18 protein-coding genes are annotated in these 25,685 nt (G+C 73.1%); 8 read left to right on the forward strand and 10 right to left on the reverse strand.

All coding sequences use genetic code 11. The features are described from left to right. Window positions 1–112: 112 nt before the first annotated feature. Window positions 113–2,008 carry an Ig-like domain-containing protein gene (locus ACFW1I_RS31095; protein ID WP_384676174.1) on the reverse strand — a complete coding sequence of 632 codons (1,896 nt, stop codon included), beginning with the start codon at window positions 2,006–2,008 and terminating at the stop codon, window positions 113–115. A 267-nt stretch (window positions 2,009–2,275) separates the two neighbouring features. Further along, a complete protein-coding gene (locus tag ACFW1I_RS31100) occupies window positions 2,276–3,523 on the reverse strand; it encodes an LCP family protein (protein WP_384676176.1) in 1,248 nt (415 codons plus the stop codon). 119 nt (window positions 3,524–3,642) lie between these two features. Here ACFW1I_RS31100 and ACFW1I_RS31105 point away from each other — a divergent pair, with 119 nt between their 5' ends. Then, window positions 3,643–4,176 (forward strand): acyl-CoA thioesterase, encoded by a 534-nt coding sequence (locus ACFW1I_RS31105; protein ID WP_384676178.1) that lies wholly within the window; start codon window positions 3,643–3,645, stop codon window positions 4,174–4,176. 9 nt (window positions 4,177–4,185) lie between these two features. Here the strand turns inward: ACFW1I_RS31105 and ACFW1I_RS31110 are convergent, their stop codons facing one another. Then, window positions 4,186–5,574 (reverse strand): LCP family protein, encoded by a 1,389-nt coding sequence (locus ACFW1I_RS31110; protein WP_384676205.1) that lies wholly within the window; start codon window positions 5,572–5,574, stop codon window positions 4,186–4,188. Between the two features lie 250 nt (window positions 5,575–5,824). On the opposite strand from ACFW1I_RS31110, the gene ACFW1I_RS31115 reads away from it, so the two are divergent. Continuing rightward, window positions 5,825–6,850, forward strand: coding sequence for a glycosyltransferase family 2 protein (locus ACFW1I_RS31115; protein ID WP_384676180.1), 1,026 nt, complete (start codon window positions 5,825–5,827; stop codon window positions 6,848–6,850). Window positions 6,851–6,928: 78 nt separating this feature from the next. Here the strand turns inward: ACFW1I_RS31115 and ACFW1I_RS31120 are convergent, their stop codons facing one another. The 4 genes from ACFW1I_RS31120 to ACFW1I_RS31135 form a co-directional block, all read right to left on the reverse strand. Then, complete coding sequence (locus ACFW1I_RS31120) at window positions 6,929–8,713, reverse strand: LCP family protein (protein ID WP_384676182.1); 1,785 nt, start codon at window positions 8,711–8,713, stop codon at window positions 6,929–6,931. A gap of 49 nt (window positions 8,714–8,762) precedes the next feature. After that, the gene (locus ACFW1I_RS31125; protein WP_384676183.1) at window positions 8,763–10,535 is read right to left on the reverse strand and encodes an LCP family protein; all 1,773 of its coding nucleotides are present in this window, start codon (window positions 10,533–10,535) and stop codon (window positions 8,763–8,765) included. 245 nt (window positions 10,536–10,780) lie between these two features. Then, window positions 10,781–12,055 carry an LCP family protein gene (locus ACFW1I_RS31130; RefSeq protein WP_384676185.1) on the reverse strand — a complete coding sequence of 425 codons (1,275 nt, stop codon included), beginning with the start codon at window positions 12,053–12,055 and terminating at the stop codon, window positions 10,781–10,783. Between the two features lie 221 nt (window positions 12,056–12,276). Further along, a complete protein-coding gene (locus tag ACFW1I_RS31135; RefSeq protein WP_384676187.1) occupies window positions 12,277–13,029 on the reverse strand; it encodes a TIGR03089 family protein in 753 nt (250 codons plus the stop codon). A 126-nt stretch (window positions 13,030–13,155) separates the two neighbouring features. On the opposite strand from ACFW1I_RS31135, the gene ACFW1I_RS31140 reads away from it, so the two are divergent. The 3 genes from ACFW1I_RS31140 (at window position 13,156) to ACFW1I_RS31150 (ending at window position 16,883) form a co-directional block, all read left to right on the forward strand. Further along, complete coding sequence (locus ACFW1I_RS31140) at window positions 13,156–14,586, forward strand: N-acetylmuramoyl-L-alanine amidase (protein ID WP_384676189.1); 1,431 nt, start codon at window positions 13,156–13,158, stop codon at window positions 14,584–14,586. Window positions 14,587–14,689: 103 nt separating this feature from the next. Continuing rightward, window positions 14,690–15,772, forward strand: coding sequence for a sugar phosphate nucleotidyltransferase (locus tag ACFW1I_RS31145; protein WP_384676191.1), 1,083 nt, complete (start codon window positions 14,690–14,692; stop codon window positions 15,770–15,772). A gap of 154 nt (window positions 15,773–15,926) precedes the next feature. Then, complete coding sequence (locus ACFW1I_RS31150; RefSeq protein ID WP_384676193.1) at window positions 15,927–16,883, forward strand: DNA-3-methyladenine glycosylase family protein; 957 nt, start codon at window positions 15,927–15,929, stop codon at window positions 16,881–16,883. Window positions 16,884–17,059: 176 nt separating this feature from the next. Here ACFW1I_RS31150 and ACFW1I_RS31155 read toward each other — a convergent pair whose 3' ends face one another. From ACFW1I_RS31155 to ACFW1I_RS31165, 3 genes are all read right to left on the reverse strand, one after another. Further along, entirely contained in the window at window positions 17,060–18,364 is a 1,305-nt protein-coding gene (locus tag ACFW1I_RS31155; protein WP_384676195.1) for a coenzyme F420-0:L-glutamate ligase, read from the reverse strand. Then, on the reverse strand, window positions 18,361–19,317 hold the full coding sequence (cofD, locus tag ACFW1I_RS31160; RefSeq protein WP_384676197.1) for a 2-phospho-L-lactate transferase: 957 nt from the start codon (window positions 19,315–19,317) through the stop codon (window positions 18,361–18,363). Before cofD ends, ACFW1I_RS31155 begins: the two co-directional genes overlap by 4 nt. 64 nt (window positions 19,318–19,381) lie before the next feature. Beyond that, window positions 19,382–19,894 carry a cysteine dioxygenase gene (locus ACFW1I_RS31165; protein WP_384676199.1) on the reverse strand — a complete coding sequence of 171 codons (513 nt, stop codon included), beginning with the start codon at window positions 19,892–19,894 and terminating at the stop codon, window positions 19,382–19,384. 652 nt (window positions 19,895–20,546) lie between these two features. Between ACFW1I_RS31165 and ACFW1I_RS31170 the strand changes: the two genes are divergently transcribed. The 3 genes from ACFW1I_RS31170 to ACFW1I_RS31180 all read left to right on the forward strand — a co-directional run. Beyond that, window positions 20,547–20,810 (forward strand): WhiB family transcriptional regulator, encoded by a 264-nt coding sequence (locus ACFW1I_RS31170; protein ID WP_031014374.1) that lies wholly within the window; start codon window positions 20,547–20,549, stop codon window positions 20,808–20,810. Window positions 20,811–21,027: 217 nt separating this feature from the next. Continuing rightward, window positions 21,028–24,834: a glycosyltransferase gene (locus tag ACFW1I_RS31175; RefSeq protein ID WP_384676201.1), complete on the forward strand. Its 3,807-nt coding sequence runs from the start codon at window positions 21,028–21,030 to the stop codon at window positions 24,832–24,834. Further along, a partial coding sequence (locus ACFW1I_RS31180) for a DUF5719 family protein (RefSeq protein WP_384676203.1) occupies window positions 24,831–25,685 on the forward strand: 855 nt, incomplete at its 3' end. The genes ACFW1I_RS31175 and ACFW1I_RS31180, both read left to right, overlap by 4 nt.

Below are 25,685 nucleotides of genomic sequence, written 5' to 3' on the forward strand. Positions count from 1 at the left end.
CTGCCTGCCCCCCCCCCCCGCGGGGGGGGGGGCGCCCCCCCCCCCGGGCCCCCGGGTGTCGGGGGGGGGGCCGCGGTGCCGTGCGGGGTCGGCGTGGTCCCGCGCGGCGGGACTAGTTGTCCGTGATCGTGATGTCGGAGTGCTCCGCACCGCACGCGCTGGCGGCGCTGTTGTGGGTGGCGTCACCGCTGTAGGACGCGGTCCACTTGTAGTCGCCGTCGTTGGCGGCGTCGATCCGGAACGTGGTGTTGTTCGTCGCGGCCTGGCCGTTGACCAGCGCGATCGCGGGGCTGGTGTAGACGGGCATGCTGCACATGTCGTCGTTGGGGCCGTACAGCTTGAAGACGACGGTGCCGGTCGGCTGGCCGCCGGCCGTGGCGGTGACGGTGCTGCTGTCCTGCGGGTACACGTACTGCGTGGTGGAGACGCTGGCGCCCGCCTTGACCACCGTCAGGGGCTCGGACTCGCAGGCGCTCACCGCGGCCTGGTTCTTGGCGTCGCCGCTGTAGCGGACCTGCCACCAGAAGGTGCCGAGCGAGTTGAAGGTCAGCGCGCTGGAGTCGGGGACGACCCCGTTCACGACCGGGAGGTTCTCGCCGGCGAGCCGCTCGTTCTGCGTGCACGCGTTGTCCGAGTACACGGCGTAGGTGACCGTGCCGCCCGCGTCGGGGGTGGCGTTCGACAGGGTGGCCGAGTCGGAGACCGAGCCGCCGACCACGACCTCGTCGGCGGAGAGGTCCGTGGCGATCGACGGCCGGGTCTTGGTGACCACGGAGGACTCGTTGGCGTCGCCGCAGGCGGTGGTGGAGCCGGAGTTGTTGGCGTCACCGCTGTACTGGGCGATCCAGTAGTAGGTGCCCACCGCGGTCGGGAAGTACTGCGCGGAGTTGTAGTTCCCGTTGCCGTTCACGTTGACGGTGCTGGTGAAGACGGGGGTGCCCGAGCACTGGGCGTTGTCGTAGAGGCGGAAGGCGATCGTCCCGGTCGGGTCGACGCCGCCGCCCAGGGTGGCGGTGTCGCGGATCGGGTCGCCGATCGTCACGCTCGGCGTCGCGGTGGTGATCAGCGACGTGCAGTTGGTGAGGTTGATCCGCTGCGGGTCGATGAAGTCCTTCAGCTCGGAGTTGAAGGAGTCCGAGGAGCGGCTCTTCACGTAGGCCGAGCCGAAGGTCCGGCAGTCGCCCCCGGTCGGGAAGATCGCGTCGAAGGAGATCGCCGCCTCACCGAAGGTGAACGGGTCCAGGGTGCCCAGACCCCCGGCGGCGACGGTGCCGCCGGCCTGGTTCGAGGGGATCAGGGTGGTGTTGACCGAGCCGAGGGCGTCCGGGCTCTGTCCGTCGCTGATGACGTCGGCCGGGCCCCAGACCGTGCCGGTCCACTCCCGGATGGAGATGGTCGGGACGGTGCCGCCCCGGGAGAGGTCGTACGTGATGAGCTTGTCGCCCTGGGTGCGGATCGGGGTGGCGGTCTCGACCGGCCCGTTGTTCGCGCAGTTCGTCGGCGTGGCCATCGGGTTGCAGAACTTCTGGTTCAGCTCGAAGTCCATGTTCGTGGTGCCCTGCGGGCTGTTCACCCGCTGCCAGAACAGTTCGAGGAACTTCGGCGTCGTGGTCTCCTCGGTGTAAACGCCGAAGGAGAGCAGATCGCTCTTGTTGGGCGGGATCGACCCGGTGACGATCGTCGGGTTCGGGTCGTTCTCGGAGGTGCCCTGGCCGAACGAGTTGTCGTTGGCCCCGCTCGGCCGGTCGCGCTTCGGCGTGATCCGGAGCGGGGTGCCGGTGCCACCGGTCAGCCAGTCGACACAGGTGGCCGCGGCGCCGTTGACGACCAGGTTGGCGTTGGTGTCGATCTCGAAGCGGCTGCCGTCCAGCGCGTTCGGCGTCGAGCAGATCGGCAGGGCCGCGGACAGGGCCTGGGCCGGCGACGCCTGCGCGAGGGACGCCCCGGCGAGCGATACGGCCAGCAGCGCTGTGCCGGCATGACGCCTGAGGGGTACGGGTCTGATCACTACGAACGCTCCTCGGTGCGGTGCGAGAGGTCATGCGCGTCCGCGTCGTCGCCGCACGTCGGTGGCCGATGCCCCGGTCGCCGGCGGTGCGGGGGCGGCGCGCGAGGAGGAACGTAACAAGGTAATTCAGGCAAAACGGGCAACACTTCGCGCGGGCCGCGCCGCGACCGCCCCAGTGGCGGAGCGCGGGGGAGGGCGTCGAGCGCCGGTGGTTCCCGGGAGGAGCGTCCCCCGCCCACGGCCTGCCGGCCGGGGCGGGGGCGGACGTCACCGGTTCGATTCGACGGTGACCTTCTGGTCGTTCTTGATCTGCTCGACGAGCTGCTTCACCTTCGGCATGTCCCACTTCAGGGAGCCCTGCGGCGCGCTGCCCGCGATCGGCATGTTCATGGACTTGCCGTCACCGCCGCTGATGCCCTTCATCGCGAAGAACATCTGGCCCAGGTCCCACAGGGACATGTCCTTGTCGACGATCAGGGTGTCCAGACCGGCGCCGAGCGTCGGGTACAGCCGGAACGGGTTGAGGATCGTGCCGGGCGTCGCCGCCTGGTTGGCCAGCGCGGACAGGAACTTCTGCTGGTTCTTCGTCCGCGCCAGGTCCGACTCGGCGAAGGCGTACCGGGTGCGGACGAAGGCGAGGGCCTGCTCGCCGTTGAGGGTCTGCTCGCCGGCCTGGAAGTCGGCGCCCGACTTCTTGTCCTTGAAGCCCTTCTCGATGTTCAGCTCGACGCCGCCGAGCGCGTCCACGATGTTCGCGAAGCCGGCGAAGCCGATCTCCGCGTAGTGGTCGATCCGCAGCCCGGTGTTGAACTCGACCGTACGGACCAGCAGCTCCGGGCCGTCCATCGCGTAGGCCGCGTTCAGCTTGGAGCCGCCGCGCGCCGGGTACGCCTTGCCGGACTCGGAGCCGACGAAGTTCGGGATCGTCACCCAGGAGTCACGGGGCAGCGAGATCATCGTGTTCCCGCTGGAGCAGGCCGCGAGGATCATCATCGAGTCGGTCCGCTTGCCCTCCGCGGAACCGGTGTGCAGCTTCTTCTTGTCCTCGGCCGTCATGCCCTCGCGGCTGTCGGAACCGACGATCAGGTACGTCGTGCAGTCGCCCTCGGCCGGCCGCTCGATGACCTTGGAGAGGTCCACCTCGTTGCGCATCTGCGAACTGGCCCAGGCGTAGGTGCCGACGCCCCACGCGAGGACGCCGACGACCAGCACGATCGAGCCGATCTTGATCCGCTTGCGCCAGTCCGGCGCCGGACCGGCCGGCCGGCCGCCCGGACCGCCGGGGCCGGCGGGTCCCCCCGGACCGCCGTGCCCGGGGCCCTGCGGGGAGCCGTAGACCTGCCCGGAGCTGTACCCGGAGTCGTACCCCGTGGCCTGCGCCTGAGTGAAGTTCGGGTTGTACGCCTGCCCCTGGTCGTACCCCTGCTGGTACTGCGGGGACTGCTGTCCCTGCGGGCGTCTCTGCACGTGCCGCATGGGGCGGGCGCCCTCGGGCTGCTCGGGCCACTCATTCATGCGGACCAGTGTGCCGGGCTCCGCATTCCGGGCGACAGGCCGGGTGGAAAATAGGACCGGTGCTGTTGCGAAGCTGATGCAAAGCAGACAACGCCGATACCCGGCATAAGGTGGACGACATGACAGAACAGGTCGCCATACCCGGGAAGCCCACCTCGGCCTCCCGCACCACCCTCAGCCACATCATGACCAGCCACGACACCAACCTCCTGGGCACGGTGCACGGCGGCGTGATCATGAAGCTGGTGGACGACGCGGCGGGCGCCGTCGCGGGCCGCCACTCCGGCGGCCCGGCCGTGACCGCCTCCATGGACGAGATGGCCTTCCTGGAGCCCGTCCGCGTCGGCGACCTCCTCCATGTGAAGGCCCAGGTCAACTGGACCGGCCGCTCCTCCATGGAGGTCGGCGTCCGCGTCATGGCCGAGCGCTGGAACGACACCACCCCGGCGACCCAGGTCGGCTCCGCGTACCTCGTCTTCGCCGCGGTCGACGGTGACGGCAAGCCCCGCACGGTCCCCCCGGTCATCCCCGAGACCGAACAGGACAAGCGCCGCTACCAGGAGGCCCAGATCCGCCGCACCCACCGCCTGGCCCGCCGCCAGGCGATCAGGGAACTCCGCGAACGCAGGGCGGCCGAGGGCTACACCGACTAGTCCGCACGGTCACGGGCAGACGACCTGGTCCCCGGTGACCGCCTCGAACGGCCCACGTGCGGGCGCCGCCTCCGCCCGCACGGCCGTGACGCCCTCGTAGTCCCGTCCCACGGTCACCCGCAGCGTCCCGCCCCGCCCCGGCACCGCCTTCAGCTCCGCGCCCGGCAGCGCCGCCGCCAGCGACCTGGCCGACCGGTCCCACCGGGGGTCGTACTCGACGACGGTCCGCGCCCGCTCCGGCCCCGCCCCCGTCATGGGCGCCCGCGTCGTGTCGAACCCCGTCCCGCGCAGCGCGTCGTCCACCTTCCGGCCCAGCCCGTCGATCCGCGTCCCGTTGTAGACCTGCACCCGGACGGTCCGCGGCGCCACGTCCACGACCACGGACCTCGGCTTCTTCGCGGAAGCGGCCGCTTCCGCGTCCGGCCGCGCCGCCAGCGGCCGGTCCTCCCGCACCGCCGCGAACAGCTTCTGCGCCTTGTCCGCGTCCCACTTCACCGTCGACCCGATGCCCTTCACCGGGAAGTCCATGTCCCCGATCGGCACCGACACGAACTCCGACGACGCCGGCGTGAACCCCCGCATCGCCTTGGCCAGCGCCAGCAGCTGGTCCGTGCCGAACTCCTCGTCGGCCCGCACGGACCCGAGCAGCGTCGTCGACACCTCCCGGAACCGCACCGGGTTGAACAGCACCCCGCCGCTGGTCAGCCGGTCCACCAGCGCCGCCAGGAACTTCTGCTGCCGCTGCATCCGCCCGATGTCCGCGGCCCCGTCGATGTGCCGGGAGCGCACGTACTGGAGCGCCTGCCCGCCGTCCAGCTCATGCGTGCCGGCCGCCAGCTCAAGCCCCGTGTACGCGTCCTTCACCGGCTTCGTCGTGCAGATCTGCACCCCGCCGACCGCGTCCACCGTCCGCATGAAGCTGGTGAAGTCGACCTCCAGATAGTGGTCGATCTTGACCCGGGTCATCGCCTCCACCGTCCGCACGGTCAGCGCGGGCCCGCCCTCCGCGTAGGCGGCGTTCAGCTTCACCGGATGCGCCCGGTGCTTCTCGCCGCTGTTCTGGTCGGTGTGCTCGGGCAGCTCGGCGTACGAGTCCCGGGGCAGCGAGACGACGCTGGCGCGCTCCCGGTCCTCCGAGATGTGCACCAGCAGCACGGTGTCCGTGCAGTGGCAGGGCGCCCCGCCCAGCCGGTACTTCCGCTTCTCCTCGGGCGTGATCCGGTCGCGTCCGTCGGTGCCGACGACGAGCACGTTCATGCCGGTGCCCGCCTGCGGGCGGTTCTTCATGTCCTTGAAGGGGTCCACCCGGGTGATCCCGGTGTCGAGCCCGGTGACCACCGCGTGCCCGATCCCGCCGGCCGCCAGCACCACCACGGACAGCGCGGTCGCCATCCGCATCCCCCAGCGGGGGCGCCGCCGGGGCCGCCGCACCGGGGCGGGACCACCGCGCCGGGGGACCGGCGGACGGCCGGCCGTGCCGGGCGTGCGGGGCGGACGGGGCGTGCGGGGCGGTGTGGGCACGGACGGACACCTCCGCGGGTGGGACAGGGGGACCGTGAGCACCGTAGGCCCATACGATCAGCCGGTAGGGTCACCGGCACCGGCGGCGCGCGCCGGTGTCCCCCATTCGCGGTAACGTGGCCCGTTGATGAACGCCACGCCCCCCGTATCCGTGATCATGCCGGTCCTCAATGAGGAGCGGCATCTGCGCAACTCGGTCCGCCACATCCTGGAGCAGGAGTACGACGGCGAGATGGAGGTGGTGATCGCGCTCGGCCCGTCCACGGACCGCACCGACGAGATCGCCGCCGAGCTGGTGCGCGCGGACCCCAGGGTCCACACCGTGCCCAACCCCACCGGCCGCACCCCCGCCGCGCTCAACGCGGCGATCCAGGCGTCCCGTCACCCGATCGTGGTGCGCGTGGACGGCCACGGGATGCTGTCGCCGAACTACATCGCCACCGCCGTCCGGCTCCTGGAGGAGACCGGCGCGCAGAACGTCGGCGGCATCATGCACGCCGAGGGCGAGAACGCCTGGGAGGACGCGGTCGCCGCCGCGATGACCTCGAAGATCGGCGTCGGCAACGCGGCCTTCCACACCGGCGGCGCCGCCGGCCCCGCCGAGACCGTCTACCTCGGCGTCTTCCGCCGCGAGGCCCTGGAACAGCAGGGCGGGTACAACGTCGAGTTCATCCGCGCCCAGGACTGGGAGCTGAACTACCGCATCCGCGAGGCCGGCGGCCTGATCTGGTTCTCGCCGGAGCTGCGCGTGCAGTACCGCCCGCGCCCCTCGGTGAAGGCCCTGGCGAAGCAGTACAAGGACTACGGCCGCTGGCGCCACGTGGTGGCCCGCTACCACGCCGGCTCCATCAACCTCCGCTACCTCGCCCCGCCGGTCGCCGTCTGCGCCATCGCCGCGGGCCTGGTGGTCGGCGCCGCCGTCAGCCCGCTCGGCTTCGTGATCCCGGCCGGCTACCTCGCCGCGATCACCGCCGGCTCGGTCCCGGCGGGCAAGGGCCTCTCCCTGAAGGCCCGCGTCCAGATCCCGGTGGCCCTGGCCACCATGCACATGTCCTGGGGCTTCGGCTTCCTGACCAGCCCCAAGGCGCTGGCGAGGAAGGTCATCGCGAGCCGCCGCCCGGCGGTGAAGCGGGGCGAGACCGAGACGGTCTGACCTCACCGCGTACGCACGGCGGCGGCCGGGCCCCTCACCACGAGGAGCCCGGCCGCCGTTCGCGTGTGGGGGAGCGGGTCAGCTCTCCCCGTCCCACCGGTAGACCGAGTAGACGTCCATGCACTCGGCCTTGTCGTCGGCGCCCTCGGGCAGGTCGCCGGCGGTGCTCGTCGGCCGCTTGTAGGTGTCGCCCTCGCGCCAGTCGGCGCCCACGACCAGGGTGATCCCCTCGGTCGTGGCGTCCGCGCGGACGGTGGAGAGCGGCAGGCCGAGGGCCTTGGCGACGGACTCGGCGTCCGCCCGGCCCTGGTCGCCGGCGGCCTTCGGGTAGGCGACGACGCTGCCCTTGCTGGGCTTGCCCTCCTTCGAGGAGTCGGCCTGGGTGAAGCCCTTGCCCTGGAGGGCGGTGGCGATCTTCTTGGCCCGGCCCTCGACGGCCGGCTCGTCGTTGCCGTCGGTGCCGTTGACGACCGTGACGGCGAGCGAGGCCGGGGCCGCGGCGGTCGGCTTCGGCTTCGCGGAGGCCGAGGCCGAGGACGCCGCGGACGGCTTCGGCTTGGCCGGCGACTTGTCGCCGTTCTTGTCGAGGGCGACGTCGTCCCGGAGCATGCCCCAGATCTTCTCGGCCGCCGCGGACCTCGGCTGCAGCCACGCGTCCGGGTTCGGCGGATACGGGTCGGTCGGGATGGTGACGGTGGACAGCCGGTCGACCTTCACGTTCTTGAGCTGCATGCCGAGGTCGAAGAGCTTGGCCACGGTGTCGAGGCCGTCGGAGACCTCCAGCGCCTTGGTGCCGGTCTCCGCCAGCCCCATGAGCCGGCCGGTGTCGGTCCAGGCGTTCTGCTGCTGGAGCTTCTTCAGCATGCCGTTGAGGTACATGTGCTGGGCCTTGGCGCGGTTCTGGTCGCTGCCGAAGGCGTGCCGGGTGCGCAGCCACTGGAGGGCCTGCTCGCCCTTGACCTCGGTGGTGCCCTTGCGCAGCTTGAGGCCGGACCCGCCCTTGACCTGGGCGGTCGACTTGTCGTGCACACCGGTGTTGACGCAGACCGGGACGCCGCCGACCTCGTCGGCCATCGCGACCACGCCCGCGAAGTCGACCATGATCCAGTGGTCCACGTAGACGCCGGTGAGGGTCTCCCAGGTGGTGAGCGTGCAGCCGGCACCGCCCCGGGTGAGCGTCTCGTTGATGGGCCGGTCGGTGGTGGCCGGGTACGTCGTGCCGTCCTCGCCCTTGCACTCGGGGATCTTCACGACGGTGTCGCGGGGTATGGAGATCAGCGAGGCGTTCTGCCGGTCGGCGGAGACGTGCAGCAGCATCTGGACGTCGGCCCGGGGCTTGTCGTTCCGGAGGTCCTTGCCGCCGCCCAGCGCGACGTTCGCGTCGGACGCCCGGTCGTCCGAGCCGATCAGCAGGATGTTCAGCGGGGTGTCGCCGAGCGCGTTCGGCGCGGCCTTCTGCACGCCGCTGCTGCCGCCGGCCCGGTCGCCGCTGCGGATGTTGCTGTTGAGGTGCTCGTAGTACGCGTATCCGGCGCCGGCCGTCCCGAGGACCAGGACGGCCACCCCGATCGCCGTCCAGCGCAGGGCCTTCCGCTTGCCGGCCTTCTTGGCCTGCTTGCGGGCCGCCGCCCGGCCGCCGGCCGTGGCCGGGCCGGAGTCGTCGGCGCCCAGCGCCCCGCGGCGCCGCGCGGCCCGGCCGCCCGTCGCGGCGGCCGGCTCCGGCCCCCCGGCCGGTTCCGGCGTCCCGCCGCCCGCCCCGGTCGCCTCGCCGGCGCCGTGCAGATCGTCGTCCCAGCCACGGTCTCGGGCGTGCGGAACGCCTGACTGCTGCGTCCCCTCCCGTCGCACGCTGTTCTGTCCCACCCCAGGTCCCCTCATCGTCAAGGGCGCGCCGGGACCCGCTGTTCTCGGGTCACTGGGCGCACACCTTCTTGTCTGCTTCCACCTGACCGACGTCCGGCGCCTTCGTCGGACCGGTCATGGGCACCCCCGCGCCCTTGAAATCGGCGCCGAGGACGAGCGTCATGGGCTCGCGTTCCGCGGCGTCCGTGGTGCCCTGCTTGAGGGCGGTGGCCGGCAGACCCATCATCGCGGCGAGCGCGCGGGCCTGGTCGGCCTGATTCGGTGCGTAGGTGAGGTTCGTCTTCGCCGCCTTCTCGGGGGCGTTGCTCTTGTTGGACGAGCGAAGGACGCCCTGCTCGTTCTGGAGCCAGAGGATGGTCGCCTGGGCGGCGCCCTGGATCCCGCTGCCGTTGTAGACGTCGACGCGGACCTCGGCGGCGGGCGCCTTCGGGCCCTCCAGGAGCTTCGCCTGGGCCTTGGCCTTCGCCTTCTTGGCGTCGGCCTCCTTCTTCTTGACCTCGGTGAAGGAGACGTCGTTCTCGATCATGCTGAAGACCTGGGGGGCCTTCACCGGGTCGAGGACGACCGTCGCGCGCTTGGTCGGCGGCTCGTCGGGGTTGTCGACGACCGGCACGGTCAGGAAGGTGATGTTCTTCAGGTCCACCTTGGCGAGCTCCTTCGCCAGGGAGGTCAGCTTCATCGCGTCGCCGATGCCCTTGTCGACGGTGAGCGACTCGGTCGCCGCGCTGGCGACGTCGTACAGCTTCGTCGGGCTGTCGAGGGTGTCCTCCTTGAGCTGGCGCATCATCGAGGCGAGGAACTGCTGCTGCTGCTTGATGCGGTCGAGGTCGCTCTCGTTGCCGAGGCCGTGCCGGTTCCGCAGGAAGGCCAGCGCCTGCTCGCCCTGGACGCGGTGCTCGCCCGCGGGGAGGTTGAGCTTGGAGTAGTTCTTGTCGTGGATCGGCTTGGCGAGGCAGACCTTGACGCCGCCGACGGCGGTGGACAGCTTCTTGACGGCGTTGAAGTCGACCATCATGAAGTGGTTGATCGGCAGCCCGGACATCTGGGTGATGGTCCGCATGGTGCAGCCGGGGTCGCGGCCCTCGACGCCGAAGGACTCGTTGAACTTGGTCTTGCCGACCGAGCCCGGGATCACCTTGGTGGTCCCGTTCACCTTCGTCGGGCACTCCGGGATCTCGATCTTGAGGTCGCGCGGGATGCTCATCGCCGTCGCGTTGGTGCGGTCCTCGGCGATGTGGATGAGGAAGGTCGTGTCGGCGTGGCCGGTGACGTTGTCCTTGTTGCCGTAGGACTCGTTGCCCTCGCCGGTGCGGACGTCGTTGCCGATGACGAGGATGTTCAGCGGCCCGTCCATCGACTCCGTCTGCACGGCGGCGTCGCCGACGTCGACGACACCGATGTTGCCGTTGAGCTTGTTGTAGATCGCGTACGCGCCGACCGCGCCGCCCACCAGGACGAAGGCCATCGTGCCGCCGGTCCACAGCAGGACCTTCTTCTTGCGGCTGGCGCCCTGCTTGCGCTTGCGGCGGCGCTGCGGCGGCACCCGGCCGCCGCCGGCCGTGCCGGGCTCGGTCTCCGGGGCGTCCCGCTCGGCCGGGCGGCGCCGCCGCTGGCCGGGAACGGGAGCTTCCGCCGGAGCGGTTGGGCGGGTGGCGGAGCGGGTACCGGAACCGGTGACACCGGAACCGGACGGGGAACCACCGACCGGCGACTGCCCAGCGGAGTGGTCCAGTCGCAGTTCGTAGTTGCCGGTCTGCGGGTTGAGCACCCACTGGTCGGCGGGGTCGATCTCGTCCGCCCGTCCACGGCTGTGCGCGTCCACGGTTCCTGTCCTCCGTCGGTGCCACGCGGGGCGCCTCCCCCTGTGGGCGCCACTCGGTCGTTCGATCCTTGGCTGAGTGCGACCACGCGGTCCTGGTGCACCGGATCGCGTCACACTATCCGCCCAGTTCAGCGCGGGGCGACGTCAGTGACAAATTCCACGCCGCTTACAACCGGGCAATCTGCCCAAACCACAACTCCCCCTGACTCTCCCTTGGCTCCCGCTTTACCCAACGGGCCCACCGGTCACGAGGAGCACACCCCTTCCGCCGCGTTCCGGCCCGGGAAGGTCGGCGTCGCGGTCGGCGCGGGCGACTCCGCGTCGTCCGGCTTCCCGTCGGAGGATGCGCCGGAGCCCTCCTCCGGTTCCGGCTTCGTCACCAGAACCGGTCTGTCCTCGCGGAGTTGCCGGAAGAGCTCACTCGCGGCGGGTTGCACCAGTTCGTCCCGATTCGCGTTGTACGTGTACGGGCGCCGCGGCACCGTCAGGAACTGGACCTTCTCCGTCGGGATCGCCCGCATCGTCCGCGCCAGGTCGTACAGGTCCCGCAGCGAGTCCAGCCCCGGGTCCGTGGTGATGGACTTGGTCGCCGCGTCGAGCACCGGATACAGCTTCGTCGGGTTCAGCAGCACCCCGTCGCTCTGCACCTTGTTGACGAGCGCGCCCAGGAACATCTGCTGCCGGTCCATCCGTTCGGTGTCGCTGCCGTTCCCCAGCGACTTGCGCGCCCGGACGAAGCCCAGCGCCTGCTCCCCGTCGAGCGTCTGTCGGCCCGCCGGCAGCCGCAGCTTGGCGTCGCTGTCGTTCACCGGCTCCTTGAGGCAGACCTCGACGCCGTCCACCGCGTCCACCATCTTCTTGAAGCCCCGGAAGTCGATCACCATGTGGTGGTCGACCCGGATCCCGGTCAGCTTCTCGACGGTACGGATCGTGCACGCCGTCCCGCCCCATTCGAAGGCCCAGTTGAACTGCGCCAGCTGCTCCCGCGTCCGGCCCCCCTCGGTCCTGGCGCAGCTGGGGATCGTGACCATCAGGTCGCGGGGGATCGACACCGCCGTGGCGCTCGACTCGTCGGCCGCCAGGTGGAGCAGGATCACGGTGTCCGAGCGCTGGGTGCCCTTGTCCCGGCCGTACTTGCGGTTCCCCTCGCCGGAGCGGGTGTCCGAGCCGATGAGGAGGATGTTCCGGGCCGCCGCCACGACGCTCGCCGGACGCTCCTTCTCGTACCGGCGCAGCTCGTCGGCGGCCGTGGTGTCCGTGGTGATGTTGTCGTCGAGCTTCCGGTAGAACCACCAGCCGGTCCCGGCCGCGCCGAGCAGCACGACCGAGACGCCCAGGCAGCCCCACCGCAGCCAGTGCCGGCGCCGCCGGGCGGACACCCCGTCCGGCGCCTCCTCCGGCCCCTCCTCCACGGACCCGTCGGGCGCCTCCTCCGGGGACCCGCCCGGAGCCGGGTCCGGGGCCGGTTCGGGCGTCTGCTCCGGGTCCGGTTCGGCGGGCGTGCCAGCGCGGTCCGTCACGTCGTCAGTCCGTCCTTCGGGGCGTCTCGGGCACGTCGGGCGCCCGGCGTTCGCACAAGGGAGACGGCCGAACCCGACACGGGGTTGTACGGAGGAGACGACTCCCCCCGGGCCGATCATGTACCGGACTCGCCGCGCGGTCGCGGGTACGCGGCGCGTCGATCGGCCGAACGGGTGCATCGGACGCACCGGGGGCGGGAACGCCCCGCGGCGCCCGCCCCTCAGAGCGCCGTGGCCGTGACCCGCTCGCTCCCGATGCGCTGCTCCAGCGCCTCCGGCGCCAGCTCGCCCAGGTTCCGGCACAGCACCACGGAGCCGCCGGCGGCCAGCGGCGCGTACAGGCCGGCCGAAAGCCCCTCCCAGCCGTCGTACGGCAGCCCGGACAGCAGCCGCGAGCCGGCCCCGAGACCGAGCCGCGCGGCATCCAGCCGGGCCTGTTCGACGAGCTGTGCGCCGCTGCGTTCCGTACCGTCGACGACGAGGGCGGGCGCGTCCGCGTCGACCGGTACGAACGGGACGAAGCGGTCGCCCTGGCCCGGCACCTCGACCGCGTAGTCCGCGTACCCGGCGGGCGCGGCGGGGAAGCGGCGTCCCAGCGGCGCCAGGGAGAGCGCGATCCGCTCCCCGGAACAGGCCAGACCCGCCTCCAGCGTGTCCGGCCCGGCCACCACGAGGTCGGCGTCCGCCGGATCGCCGCCCAGCTCGGCCGTCACCCCGACGGAGGAGCAGGCGAGCAGCCAGACGGCCGTCTGCCAGTGCGCGGGCAGCAGCAGCGCGAGCCGGTCGCCGGGTTCGGCGGACAGCTCGCCCTGGAGCAGATTGGCCGTCTTCGCCACCCAATTGGCGAAGGTGGCGACGGACAATTCCACCCGTTCACCGGTGGCGTCGTCGTAGTAGGTGACCAGAGGGCGGCCGGGGTCCGCGGCGAGCGCGGATCGCAGCAGGTCGGCGGGGGTGCGGTCGCTGGCGTTCACGCCGCTCAGGGTACGCGGGCCGGCGCGCCGCCCTGGGCCGTACCGGTGACGGGGTCCTCCGGTCGGCCGGACGGGCCGCCCGGCTCCCGGCGCGCGCCCCGCCCGGGCGCTGCCCACGATCGGGCCATGCGTGCCTCACTCGCCTCCTCGATCGCCGTCGCCTGCGCGGCCGCGCTCGCCCTGCCGGTCACCCTCGCCGCCCCCGCGACGGCCACCGCGCGCCCGGCGGCGGCCGCCTTGCCACCGGCGCAGGATGAGCTGCCGGGCTCCACCCAGTCGCTGCCGCTCCGTCCGCTGGGCTCCTCCGTCCGCTCCTTCGGCACCGACCCGGGCGCCGCGGCCGAGCAGGGCCTGGCCCGGCGGGACGTCAGACCCTTCTCGCTGGTCGGCGTGGTCTGGGACGACCCGGCGGCCGTCCTGCACGGCACGGTCCAGGTCCGCACCCGGGCCGCCGCCGACGGCGTCTGGTCGCCGTGGCAGGACGTCGAGACCCACAACGAGGAGCACGGCGCCGACCCCGCCACGGCCGAGGGAGCCGCCGGAACCCTCCGCGGCTCCACCGCCCCGCTGTGGGTGGGCGACTCGGACGGCGTCGAGATCCGCGTACGGGCCGAGCCGGAGCACCCGGAGCACCCGGACCACACGGCCGGGGAGCACCGGGACCGGGCCGGGTCGGCCGCGCCGCTGCCGGCCGGCCTCCGCCTCGAACTCGTCGACCCGGGCGAGGACCCCGCAGCCGCCCCGGCCCCCGGCACCCGGGCGATGGCCCCGCCGGCCGTCCTCACCGCCGCGGAGGCGGCCGCGACCGGCGTCAACAGCCAGCTCGCCCCGTACGGCGCCACGGCGATCCCCGCGTCCCCGGCGATCCCCGCGACCACGGCGGAGGAGGTCCAGGGCGCGCCCGTCCGGCAGGCCGCGCCCGGCCGGGAGACGGCGAAGAAGAAGCCGTACATCGGCCCCCGCCCCAAGATCATCACCCGCAAGGGCTGGGGCGCCGACGAGTCGATCCGCGAGAAGGGATTCGTCTACACCAAGACGATCAAGGCGGCCTTCGTCCACCACAGCGCCACCGGCAACAACTACACCTGCGGCCAGGCCCCCTCCGTTCTGCGCAGTATCTACCGCTACCACGTGAAGAGCAGCGGATGGCGTGACTTCGGCTACAACTTCACCGTCGACAAGTGCGGAAACATCTACGAAGGCCGGGCCGGCGGCGTGTCCAAACCGGTCCTCGGAGCGCACACCCTCGGCTTCAACACCAACAGCATGGGCATCGCCGTCCTCGGCACCTTCACCAGCAGCAACCCGCCGGCCGCCGTGGTGACCGCCGTGGCCCGCCTGACGGCCTGGAAACTGGGGCTCCACGGCATCAATCCGAAGGGCACCCAGACCCTCGTCTCCGGCGGCGGCGGCCTCTACAAGAAGGGCCGGAAAGTCACCTTCCACACCATCGCCGGACACCGTGACGGATTCGCCACGGAGTGTCCCGGCGGACGTCTCTACGGCAAGCTCGGAACCGCCCGGGCCTCCTCGGCGAAATACCAGGGACGGAGCTGATGGGGGCGCCGAGGCAACCATCTGCATAAACTGACCGGTCATATCGCACGGACGACCGAGACGGGCGCGCTGACCGGCCCCGAACAGGAAGCAGAGACGACAGGTGACAGAAGCGATCCTCCTGGTCGGTGGCAAGGGCACACGGCTGCGACCGCTCACGGTCAACACGCCCAAGCCCATGGTCCCGGCGGCGGGCGTCCCCTTCCTGACGCACCAGCTGGCCCGGGCCAAGGCCGCCGGCGTCGAGCACATCGTGCTCGCCACCTCCTACCTCGCCGAGGTCTTCGAACCGCACTTCGGCGACGGCTCCGACCTCGGCCTGAGCCTGGAGTACGTGACGGAGGAGGAACCGCTCGGCACCGGCGGCGCGATACGCAACGTCGCCTCCCGCCTCCACTCGGGCCCCGACGACCCCGTCCTGATCTTCAACGGGGACATCCTCACCGGCCTCGACATCCGCGCCCTGGTGGGCACCCACGCCGACTCCGGCGCGGACGTCTCCCTCCACCTCACCCGCGTGGAGGACCCCCGTGCCTTCGGCCTGGTCCCCACGGACGGGACGGGCAGGGTCACGGCCTTCCTGGAGAAGCCGCAGACCCCCGAGGAGATCGTCACCGACCAGATCAACGCCGGCGCGTACGTCTTCCGCCGCTCGGTGATCGACTCGATCCCCACCGGCCGCCCGGTCTCCGTCGAGCGCGAGACCTTCCCCGAGCTGCTCGCCTCCGGCGCCCACCTGCAGGGCATGGTCGACTCCACGTACTGGCTGGACCTCGGCACCCCGCAGGCGTTCGTCCGCGGCTCCGCCGACCTGGTCCTCGGCCGCGCCCCCTCCCCGGCGGTCCCCGGCCGCTGCGGCGACCGCCTGGTCCTGCCCTCCGCCCGGGTCGCCCCCGACGCCAAGCTCACCGGCGGCACGGTGGTCGGCGCGGGCGCGACCGTGGGCGAAGGCGCCCGCGTCACCGGCTCGACCCTCCTCGCCGGCGCGGTGGTCGAACCCGGCGCGGTCATCACCGACTCCCTCATAGGCGCGGGCGCCCGCATCGGCGCCCGCTCCGTCCTGACGGGCGCGGTCATCGGCGACGGCGCCCACGTGGGCCCCGACAACGAACTCCGCGACGGCATCCGCATCTGGTGCGACGCCACCCTCCCCGCGGGCACGGTCCGCTTCAGCTCGGACCAGTAGCGGGAGCGGCGCGGCGGGGCCCGAACCCCGCCGCGCACCCGGCACGGGCAGGCGTTCCGCCCGCGGGGGCGGGCGGGCAGGACGCCTCCGGGGCGCCGCCCGCCCTCCCGCACGTCCACCCCGGGACCCGCACCGCCCGGCTAGGCTCGTACCCATGTCCGGCCGCTTCGCCCCGAAACCCGCACCCACCCGCACCACCACCCGCGGCGGAGAGGTCTCCGCACCCGGCACACCGGCCCTGGACCTCGGCCTCACCCTCGGCCCCCTCCGCAGGGGCCCCCACGACCCCACCTTCCGCGTCACGGACGACGGGTCGATCTGGCGCGCCAGCCGCACCCCGGAAGGCCCGGGCACCCTCCGGGTCAGGGCCGCCGGCGGCGAGGTGACGGCGGACACGTACGGCCCGGGCGCGGCCTGGCTGGACGCCCACCTCCCCGCCCTCCTCGGCGCCGAGGACGACCCCGCCGCCTTCGTCCCCCGCCACAAGCTCGTCCTGGCGACCCACCGCCGCCGTCCCGGCCTCCGCCTCACCCGCACCGGCCTGGTCCTGGAGTCGCTGATCCCGACCGTGCTGGAGCAGAAGGTCACCACGACGGAGGCGTACGGCTCCTGGCGCGGCCTGGTCCGCCAGTACGGCGAACCGGCCCCCGGCCCGGCCCCCGAGGGGCTCTACGTGATGCCGGACGCCCGCACCTGGGCCCGCATCCCGTCCTGGGAGTGGCACCGGGCGAACGTCGACGGCAAGCGCGCGGCCACGATCGTCCGCGCCGCGCGCGTGGCCCCCCGCCTGGAGGAGGCGGCCCTCATGGAACCGGCGGAGGCCCGCAGGCGCCTGGAGCTGATCCCCGGCGTCGGCCCCTGGACCTCGGCGGAGACGGTCCAGCGCAGCAACGGCGCCCCCGACGAGGTCACCACGGGCGACCTCCATCTGCCCGGCATCATCGGCTGGGCCCTGGCGGGCGACCGCACGGCGGACGACGCGGCGATGCTGGAGCTGCTGGCCCCCTACGCGGGCCAGCGCCACCGGGCCGCCCGCCTGATCCTCCTCAGCGGCCGCACCCCGCCCCGCCGCGCCCCCCGCTTCTCCCCGAACGACATCAGGTCCCTGTAGGGCTCACCCGGACTCCGGGTGCATCTGCACCCACGCCCCTCCGACGGACTTCATCTCCACCCCGCCCCGCAGACGACGCACCGCCTGAAGTCCGAACCCGTCGGCTGGAACGTGGACATGGCCCCCCAGGTCTCACCTCACGGAAGCCGCAGGACGGTTCGGCCCGTGACGCCGTGTCAGCGCACCTCGACGAACTCCGACGCGAGCCGCGCCGGGCGGTCCTTCGGCGGGGTGGCCGGGCGGCCGATGGCGACCGCTCCCAGCGGGTCCCAGTGCCCGGGCAGCGCGAGCACCTCCCGTACGACGTCCCGGCAGAACATCGTCGAGGAGACCCAGGCCGAGCCGAGCCGTTCACCGGCCAGCGCGACCAGGAAGTTCTGCACGCCCGCGCCCGCCGCGACCACGAACATCTCGCGCTCGGCGGCGTCCCGGCGCGGGTCGCCGTAGTGGTGGGAGCCGTCCATGACGAGGCAGGGCACGGCGAGGTAGGGGGCGTTGCGCAGCACGTCCCCGCGCCGCACCCGCTTCGCGATGGACTCCTCCGACTTCCCGTCCCGCCGCAGGTCCGCGATCCAGGCGTCCCGCATCGCGTCGAGCAGCCGCGTCCGCGACTCCGGGGACTCCAGGAGGACGAACCGCCAGGGGGTGGTGTGGTGCGGGGCGGGCGCCGTCACGGCCGCGGCGACGGCGCGCCGCACCGCCCCGGGATCGACGGGGTCGTCGGTGAACTCCCGTACGGTCCGGCGCTGCGTCACCGCCTCCCGCACGGCCTCCGAGGTGCCCAGCCGGAACATGTCGTCGGCGGCGGACCGCACCAGCGCCCGCGCGCCCGGCTCCTCGTCGCCGCCGACCAGGTGCGGCAGCCCGCGCACGACGGCGACGGGCATGCCGGTGGCCTTGCCCTTCACCAGGTCGCCGGCGGCGGCGAGTTCGTCGGCGGTGGCGACGACGGTGACGTTCAGCTCGTTGCCGTGGGAGTCGGCGACGCCCCGCAGGTCGTCCAGGACCCGCACGCCGGCCGCGCCGATCGCCACGTCGGTGAGCCCGGAGCGCCAGGGCCGCCCGAAGGTGTCGGTGACGACGACGCCGACGTCCACGCCCAGCGCCTCGCGCAGCCCGGTCCGGATCCGCCGCGCCGACCCGTCCGGGTCCTCCGGCAGCAACAGCACGGTCCCGGCGGGGGTGTTGGAGGCGTCGACGCCGGCGGCGGCCATCACGAGGCCCTGCCGGTTCTCGACGATCCGCAGGGTGCCGCGCCGGGCCACCACCCGTACCGTCTCGGCGTCGATGGCCTCCTCGCGGTCGTCGGCGGCGACGATCCGCCCCTCCGACTTGCTCACGATCTTGGAGGTGACCAGCAGGACGTCGCCGTCCTCCAGGCCGGGGGAGACGGACGCGATCAGCTTGGCCAGATCGTCGCCGGGCGCCACCTCGGGCAGCCCGGCGATTCCCCACACCCGGTACGAGGCCGCCGCCGTCACCGGCGTACCTCCTCGGCCAGCGCGAGCGCGGCGCGCGCCATCTCGGCGGTGGCGTCCACGTCGGTCATCATCAGCGGCACGGCCCGGCAGGCGATGCCGGCGGCCTCGACGTCGGCGACGGAGCCGGCGTCCACGGTGTCCACCAGCCAGCCGTCGACGAGGTCGGAGCCGTAGTGGCGGGCCACGGCCGCCGCCGTCGACTCGACGCCGACCGCCGCCAGGACCTTGTCGGCCATGCCGCGCACGGGGGCGTCCCCGACGATGGGGGAGAGGCCGACGACCGGCGCGGGAGCGGCGGCGACCGCCTCGCGGATGCCGGGCACGGCGAGGATGGTGCCGACGCTGACGACGGGGTTGGACGGCGGGAAGAGGATGACGTCGGCCTCGGCGACGGCCTCCAGGACGCCCGGCGCGGGCTTGGCGGCCTCCGCTCCGACGGCCACGACGGCCTTGGCGTCGACGGCGGCGCGCAGCTTCACCCAGTACTCCTGGAAGTGCACGGCCCGCTGCTCGCCGTCGACCTCGATGGCGACGTGCGTCTCGACCCGGTCGTCGGACATCGGAAGGAGCCGCACGCCCGGCTGCCAGCGGGCGCAGAGCGCCTCGGTGACGGCGCTCAGCGGGTAGCCGGCGCCGAGCATCTGGGTGCGGACGATGTGGGTGGCGAAGTCCCGGTCGCCGAGGCCGAACCACTCGGGTCCGACCCCGTACGCGGCGAGCTCCTCCTTGACGGCGAAGGACTCGTCCGCCCGGCCCCAGCCCTGTTCCTCGTGGATGCCACCGCCGAGGGTGTACATCACCGTGTCCAGATCGGGGCAGACCTTCAGCCCGAAGAGATGGATGTCGTCACCGGTGTTGCCGACGACCGTGATCTCCGCGTCCGGGACGGCCTGCTTGAGACCGCGAAGGAAACGGGCACCACCGATGCCACCGGCCAGAACCACAATGCGCATGCAGACAGTCTGTCAGCCGCGGGCTGATCCTCTGAGGGGTGGTGGTCGGGCGACGGGCGGGCTGTCAGGCGGGCAGGGACTCCCTCGACGCCAGGGAGGCGCACTGGCCCTGGAGGGACTCGTGCATCGGCATGTCGGTCAGGCCGGGGAAGTAGACGTGGAGGCTGACCACGGGCTCCAGGGAGTCGTTGACGACCTCGTGGACGTACCCGGGCGCGAAGATCCGCTGGGTGCCGGGGCGCAGGATCCGCACGCCCCGGTCCGTACGCTCCGTCAACTCGCCCCGGAGGACGGTGAGGACGCCGGAGGAGCGGCCGTGGTCGTGGAGGCCGCTGCCCTGGCCGGGCACCCAGGAGAGCAGCCACACCTCGTAGCCGGGCCCGGTGCGCAGGCGGTGGTACCAGCGGCTGGTGGCGTCGTACTCGACGTGCGGGGCCCAGCGGTCCGGGTCGGCGGCGATCTCGCCGGCGAGGCCGGCGAACTCGGCCACGGTGACGGGGTGCTCGCGCTCGGGCTGGAGCAGGTGCGGGACCTCCATGAGGTCGCCGGCGATCTGAAGGTCGCTGTCCATGTTCATGGGCGGGGTGGTTCCTCAGCAGAAACGAAGGGGTGACGCTGGGGGCGGAGAAGGCGAAGCGGGAGGCAAAGCCGGAGAAAGCTGGAGCTCTGGGGCATCAACAGCTGGAACAGCAACAGCAACAGCGCGCCTGGACAGCGCGGCGGAACCCACGGGCGTGGGTCGCGGAGGGCGCTGCGGTCGCTGGCATGCCACCAAAGTGGCCGGAGGGGTACCCGACTGTCAACTCAATGCCCGATTTGGGGGTAATGTTTCACCTCATCCGGTTACAGTGCCCGGAGAAAGGTTTGTTCAGCCCCGGACCAGGCAACATGGCGCAGCAGTCGTGCCCGTAAACATGGCGGCGACGGACCCCGTCCGTAATCGGACTGTGATCCGGATCGCTTCCATGGCTGGATCGCAACAAGATCCAAGTCTCGTACGTCCTTCTGGACGGAGGCGCGACACGGCGGGAACAGCCGGTGGCATGTGTCACGTTTTTTGGTGATTTGAACACTTTCCGCATAGGCTTGGTTCCGCAGAGTGAATACGGGGCCCAATAGCAGATCTCGGCTTGACTCGCACAGAGCACGAACTTGTAATTTCACTCGTGTCGTTCGGCCGTTTCGATCACGGCCACACCACGGGACGCACAGACGGACGAGGGGCGCAGATGACCGAGTTGTTCCAGGAACTGCTGGTCGAGGACGCGGACGAGGAGATCGGCTGGCAGGAGCGCGCACTGTGCGCCCAGACCGACCCCGAGTCCTTCTTCCCCGAGAAGGGCGGCTCGACCCGGGAGGCCAAGAAGGTCTGCCTCGCCTGTGAGGTCCGCTCCGAATGCCTGGAGTACGCCCTCCAGAACGACGAGCGCTTCGGCATCTGGGGCGGCCTCTCCGAGCGCGAACGCCGCCGCCTCAAGAAGGCCGCCGTCTGACCCGCCCCGACCGAAAATCGCCCACGGTCCGTCGCCCGGGAACACCCGGGAGGCGGACCGTTCGCCGTTGCGGACAGGCGATCCGCCGCGCCCGCACCGCCCCCGGGCACGGCCGCCCCAGGCACCCCCACCCGCCGTAACCATTAGTGTGGGCCTCCGTCCAAGCCGCTCCCACGCCCCGCCACGGGGCGACCCCGGCCGGAGGGCCCGCAGCTCGATGTCCTCAACTCCTGAGTTCCCCAGGCACGTCGTCACCGCCGTGCTCGTCACCCACGACGGAGCCCGCTGGCTGCCCGACGCGCTCTCCGGGCTGCTCGCCCAGGAGCGCCCGGTGCAGAGCGTGATCGCCGCCGACACCGGCAGCGCCGACGACTCCGCGCAGCTCGTCGCCGACGCCGTCGGAGCCGACCGCGTCCTGCACCTCGCGCGCCGCACCGGCTTCGGAGCCGCCGTCGACGAGGCCGTCCGCACCGCGCCCGTGCTCGGACCCGAGGACCTGCCCTATCTGAAGCGCCCCAGCGGCTGGGACCCCGTCAGCCGCACCTGGAACGACGAGGCGTACGACCTCCCCGACCTCCCGCACGGCGAACCGGTCCAGTGGCTCTGGCTGCTGCACGACGACTGCGCACCCGAGCCCGGCGCCCTCGCCGAACTCCTCCGCGTCGCCGACGCGGACGCCGACGCCGCCGTCATCGGCCCCAAGCTGCGCGGCTGGTACGACAAGAAGCAGCTCCTCGAAGTGGGCGTCACCATCGCCCGCAGCGGCCGCCGCTGGACCGGCCTCGACCGCCGCGAGCAGGACCAGGGCCAGCACGACCAGATCCGCTCGGTCCTCTCCGTCTCCACCGCCGGCATGCTCGTCCGCCGCGACGTCTTCGAGGAGCTCGGCGGCTTCGACCGCCGGCTGCCCCTGATGCGCGACGACGTCGACCTCTGCTGGCGCGCCCACTCCGCCGGCCACCGCGTCCTCGTCGCCCCCGACGCCGTCCTCCGGCACGCCGAGGCGTCCGCCCGCGAGCGCCGCACCGTCGACTGCGCCGGCCGCACCGCCGCCAGCCCGCACCGCGTCGACAAGGCCGCGGCCGTCTACACGCTGCTCGCCAACAGCCCCGGCCGCGCCCTCCCGTACGTCTTCCTCCGGCTCGTCGTCGGCACCCTGCTGCGCACCCTCGGCCTCCTCGTCGGCAAGGCCCCCGGCCAGGCCGTGGACGAGATCACCGGCCTCCTCGCCACCGTGCTGCGGCCCGAACGGATCCTCGCCGCGCGCAAGCGGCGCAAGAGCCCGGCCGTGCCCCTCGGCGACTACCGCCCCCTCTTCCCGCCGCCCGGCGCCACCGTCCGCGCCGCCGCCGAACAGCTCGTCTCGCACTTCGGCGCGGACGAGTCCGACTCCGGCTCCCGACACGGCGCCGTCGAGTCCGGACCCGGCGGCGACGACGCCGACTTCCTGGAGATCGAGCAGTTCGCCCGGCTGAAGAAGATCGCCCGCAAGCCCGGCCCGGTCCTCTTCGCCCTCCTCCTCGTCGTCTCCCTCGTCGCCTGCCGCAACCTCTTCGCCGGCGGCTCCCTCGCCGGCGGCGTCCTGCTGCCCGCCCCCGACACCGTCTCCGAGCTGTGGAACCGGTACGCGGACGCCTGGCACACCCTCGGCACCGGAGGCACCCAGAGCGCCCCGCCCTACCTCGGCATCCTCGCCGCGCTCTCCGCCCTCTTCCTCGGCTCCACCTCGACCGCGCTCACCGTGCTGCTCGTCTGCTCGGTGCCGCTCGCCGGCTTCACCGCCTACTTCGCCGCCCGCGGCCTGGTCGGCTCCCGCCTCCTGCTCGCCTGGGGCGCCATCGCGTACGCCTTCCTGCCCGCCGCCACCGGCGCCCTCGCCACCGGCCGGCTCGGCACCGCGATCCTCGCGATCCTGCTCCCGCTGATGGCCCGCGCCGCCGTCGCCGCCCACGGCTTCAACCGCCCGGACCGCGGCAGCTGGCGCGCCACCTGGGCGTACGCGCTGCTGCTCACCGTCACCACCGCGTTCACCCCGGTCGTGTGGCCGCTCGCGGTCCTCCTCGGCCTCGGCGTCCTCGCCGTCCGCCGCGACGACCTCACCGCGTACGGGCTCCGCTTCCTCGCCGCCGTCGGCGTCCCGGTGCTCGCTCTGGCCCCCTGGTCGCTCTCCCTGCTGACCAGCCCCTCCGCCTTCCTCCACGAGGCCGGCCTCGACCTGCGCACCGGCACCGCCACCGCCCTCGACCTGCTCGCGAGCAGCCCCGGCGGCCCCGGCACCACCGGCGGGATCCTCCTCCTCGGCCTGGTCCTCGCCGCGCTCGCCGCCCTCCTGCGCGAGGAGCGCCGCTTCGCCGTCCTCGCCGCCTGGGCCGCCGCCCTCGCCGGCCTGCTCTTCGCCGCCCTGGCCAACGGCGCCGACGGCACCGGCTGGGCCGGCCCCGCCACCCTCGTCTACGGCTCCGCCCTCATCGCCGCCGGCATGCTCGGCGCCGAGGGCGGCCGCACCCGCGTCGCCGCCCACGGCTTCGGCTGGCGCCAGCCCGTCGCCGCGCTGATCGCCCTCGCCTGCGCCCTCGGCCCCGCCGTCGCCGCCGGCGGCTGGATGATCGGCGGCGCCGACGGCCCGCTGAGCCGCCGCGACCCCGTGCAGGTCCCCGCCTTCGTCGCCGAGGAGAGCGGCCAGGAGGACCAGCCGCGCACCCTGGTGCTCTCCGGCAGCTCGCCCGGCGCGGTCGACTACACCCTGGTCCGCGGCTCCGGCGCCCGCCTCGGCGACGCCGAGCTGACCGCGACCGCCGAGCCCGACCCGCGCCTCGACTCCGTCGTCGCCAAGCTCGTCGCCGGCTCCGGCGCCGACCAGACGCAGGAGCTGAGCGCCTTCGCCATCCGGTACGTGCTCGTGAAGGACGGCTCGCCGCGCCAGATGAGCCGCGTCCTCGACACCACCCCCGGCCTCTCCCGGCTCAGCCAGCTCGACGGCGCCGCGCTCTGGCGCGTCGACCGCGAGATCGCCCGCGTGATGATCGTCCCGCCGGCCGCGAAGACCGGCGCCGCGGCGGACGCCGACGCCGAGGCAGCCAAGGCCGTCCTCGTCCCGGCCGGACCCGTCGAGGCCCACGCCGACATCCCCGCGGGCCCCGCCGGCCGCGTGCTGCGCGTCGCCGACCGCGCCGACGAGGGCTGGACCGCCACCCTCGACGGCACCGCGCTCACCCCGACCACCGTCGACGGCTGGGCCCAGGGCTTCCAGCTTCCCGCCGGGGGCGGCCGCCTCGCCCTCACCTACGACGAGCCGTTCGCGCACACCGTCTGGATCTGGACCCAGCTCGGCCTCGCCGTCGTCCTCGTCGTCCTCGCCCTGCCGGGCCGCCGCCGCGAGATCGACGACGACCTGCCCGAGGAGGAGACGGCCATCCCGGCCCAGGCCACCGACGGCGACGGCCGCCGCGCCCGCCGCCTGCGCGCCGCCGCCGAGGCCGAGACCGCCGCCGCGGCCGCCGCCGAGGCGCCCGAGGCGTGGCCCGACGCCCCCGACGCCGACCACCCGGCCGGGACCGCCGCCATCCCCGGCCAGCAGACCGCCGAACCGGACGACTGGGACGGCGCCGCCCAGGACCCGGCCTACGCCCAGCAGCAGTACGCCGGCGCCTACGACCAGCAGGGCTACGCCCAGGAGTACGCCGCCGACCCGTACCAGCAGCAGGCGTACGCGTACCCCCAGCAGGGCTACGACCAGGACCAGGGCTACGACCCCCAGGGCGGCTACCCGGCCGGCCAGGCGTACGACCAGGGCCAGGGCTTCGACCAGACCCAGGGGTACGAGCAGGTCCAGGCGTACGACCAGGGCCAGGGCTTCGACCAGACCCAGGGTTACGACCAGACCCAGGCGTACGACCCCCAGCAGGCACCCCAGGGCTACGACCCCCAGGCGTACGCCCCCGAGGGCTACGCCGCCGGCTACGACTACGGGTACCCCCAGGGCCACGAGACCGAGCAGCGTCCCGACGGGAGCAGCAACCAGTGAAGCGCACCACCCTCTCCCTGATCGCGGTCGCCACCGCCCTCGCCGCCGTCACCGGCTTCGCCGCGCTGACCGCCCCCGGCGAGCCCGCCGCCGCGACCGCCGCCGCACCCCAGGCGGCCCGCCTCCCCGTCGAGCGCACCAGCCTGCTCTGCCCCGCCCCCAGCGGCTCGGAGATCGCCGAGACGCTCATCACCTCGTACACCCCGCCCGGCACCGCGGCCCCGGCCGCCGGCGCCGGCCCGGCCGTCAAGCCCACCGCCGTCCTCGGCGTCGCCAAGAACCCGAACGCCGGCGGCAAGAAGGGCAAGACCCCGAAGGCCCCCGCCTCCGTCACCGCCCCCGGCAAGCCGGTCTCCGCCGACGCGGACGGCGCCGTCACCCACGGCCTCACCGGCACCGCCACCGGCACCCTCGCCCCCGGCTGGACCGTCCAGCAGACCACCCTCGTCACGGCCGGCGCCGCCCGCGGCCTCCTCGGCGTCAACTGCTCCGCCCCGGACACCGACTTCTGGTTCCCGGCCGCCTCCACCGCCAAGGGCCGCGCCGACTACATCCACCTCACCAACCCGGACGACACCCTCGCCGTCGCCGACATCGAGCTGTACGGCCCCGAGGGCGAGCTGAAGACCACCATCCCCGAGGGCGTCCAGGTCCCGCCCCACTCCACCGTCCCCGTCCTCCTCGGCCCCCTCCTCACCGAAGGCGCCATGGAGAACCTGACGGCCCACGTCACCACCCGCAGCGGCCGGGTCGGCGCCGCCCACGGCGCCCCCGGCCAGGGCGGTCTCAAAGACAGGTCAGACGCCGCCCACGAAGCGCCCGGGCGCGAACTAGGTCCACGGCTTCACATA

Source organism: Streptomyces sp. NPDC058955 (genome assembly GCF_042741435.1).
Taxonomy (GTDB): Bacteria; Actinomycetota; Actinomycetes; order Streptomycetales; family Streptomycetaceae; genus Streptomyces.

Coding starts and splice junctions, on each gene's coding strand:
- ACFW1I_RS31100 (WP_384676176.1), bottom strand. CDS start 3,523: ATGAATGAGTGGCCCGAGCAGCCCGAGGGCGCCCGCCCCATGCGGCAC.
- ACFW1I_RS31105 (WP_384676178.1), top strand. CDS start 3,643: ATGACAGAACAGGTCGCCATACCCGGGAAGCCCACCTCGGCCTCCCGC.
- ACFW1I_RS31110 (WP_384676205.1), bottom strand. CDS start 5,574: ATGCGGATGGCGACCGCGCTGTCCGTGGTGGTGCTGGCGGCCGGCGGG.
- ACFW1I_RS31115 (WP_384676180.1), top strand. CDS start 5,825: ATGAACGCCACGCCCCCCGTATCCGTGATCATGCCGGTCCTCAATGAG.
- ACFW1I_RS31140 (WP_384676189.1), top strand. CDS start 13,156: ATGCGTGCCTCACTCGCCTCCTCGATCGCCGTCGCCTGCGCGGCCGCG.
- ACFW1I_RS31150 (WP_384676193.1), top strand. CDS start 15,927: ATGTCCGGCCGCTTCGCCCCGAAACCCGCACCCACCCGCACCACCACC.
- cofD (WP_384676197.1), bottom strand. CDS start 19,317: ATGCGCATTGTGGTTCTGGCCGGTGGCATCGGTGGTGCCCGTTTCCTT.
- ACFW1I_RS31165 (WP_384676199.1), bottom strand. CDS start 19,894: ATGAACATGGACAGCGACCTTCAGATCGCCGGCGACCTCATGGAGGTC.
- ACFW1I_RS31170 (WP_031014374.1), top strand. CDS start 20,547: ATGACCGAGTTGTTCCAGGAACTGCTGGTCGAGGACGCGGACGAGGAG.
- ACFW1I_RS31175 (WP_384676201.1), top strand. CDS start 21,028: ATGTCCTCAACTCCTGAGTTCCCCAGGCACGTCGTCACCGCCGTGCTC.